Genomic DNA, 746 nt, shown 5'->3' with positions numbered 1-746 from the left:
TCGCCTGGTGTGGTGTCGGGTGTGGTGTCGGTCGAGGGTGGCCGGTCGGTGTTTGTGTTTCCGGGTGCGGGGACGAAGTGGTCGGGGATGGCGGCGCGGCTGTGGGCGGAGTCGGCTGTGTTCGCGGAGTCGATGGCGCGGTGTGAGGCGGCGTTTGCGGGCTTGGTGGACTGGCGGTTGTCGGATGTGATCGCTCAGGTGCCGGGTGCTGTGTCGTTGGAGCGTGAGGATGTGGCGCAGCCGGTTTCGTTTGCGGTGATGGTGTCGCTGGCGCAGTTGTGGCGGTCGTTGGGTGTGGTGCCGGATGCGGTGGTGGGGCATTCGCAGGGGGAGATTGCTGCTGCGGTGGTGGCGGGTGGCCTGTCGTTGGAGGACGGGGCGCGGGCGGTGGTGTTCCGGTCGCGGGTGGTGGAAGAGGTTTTGTCGGGTGGGGGGATTGCTTCGGTGCGTCTTTCGCGGGCCGAGGTGGAGGAGCGGTTGGCGGGTGGGGGTGGTGGGCTGAGTGTGGCGGTGGTGAATGCGCCGTCGTCGACTGTTGTGGCTGGTGAGTTGGGGGAGTTGGAGCGGTTCGTTGCCGCGTGTGAGGCCGAGGGGGTGCGTGCGCGTCGGCTGGAGTTCGGGTATGCGTCGCATTCGGTGTTTGTGGAGCCGGCTCGTGGGCGGTTGCTGGAGGTGCTGGCGGGGATCCGTCCGAGGAGCGGTGAGGTGCCGTTCTATTCGACGGTGGAGGCCGCGGCGGTCGACAC

The 746-nt window shown here is 68.1% G+C and carries 1 protein-coding gene; it reads left to right on the top strand.

Translation table 11 applies throughout. The features are described from left to right. Nucleotides 1-12: 12 nt before the first annotated feature. Nucleotides 13-746 (top strand): acyltransferase domain-containing protein (locus GTY56_RS33950; protein WP_346345645.1); only part of this gene is annotated, 734 nt, incomplete at its 3' end.

This window comes from Streptomyces sp. SID5643, from assembly GCF_009872555.1.
GTDB classification, from domain to species: domain Bacteria; phylum Actinomycetota; class Actinomycetes; order Streptomycetales; family Streptomycetaceae; genus Streptomyces; species Streptomyces iakyrus.
The sequence above is the reverse complement of the archived record's forward strand: the minus strand, read 5'-3'. Positions and strand labels throughout refer to the sequence as shown.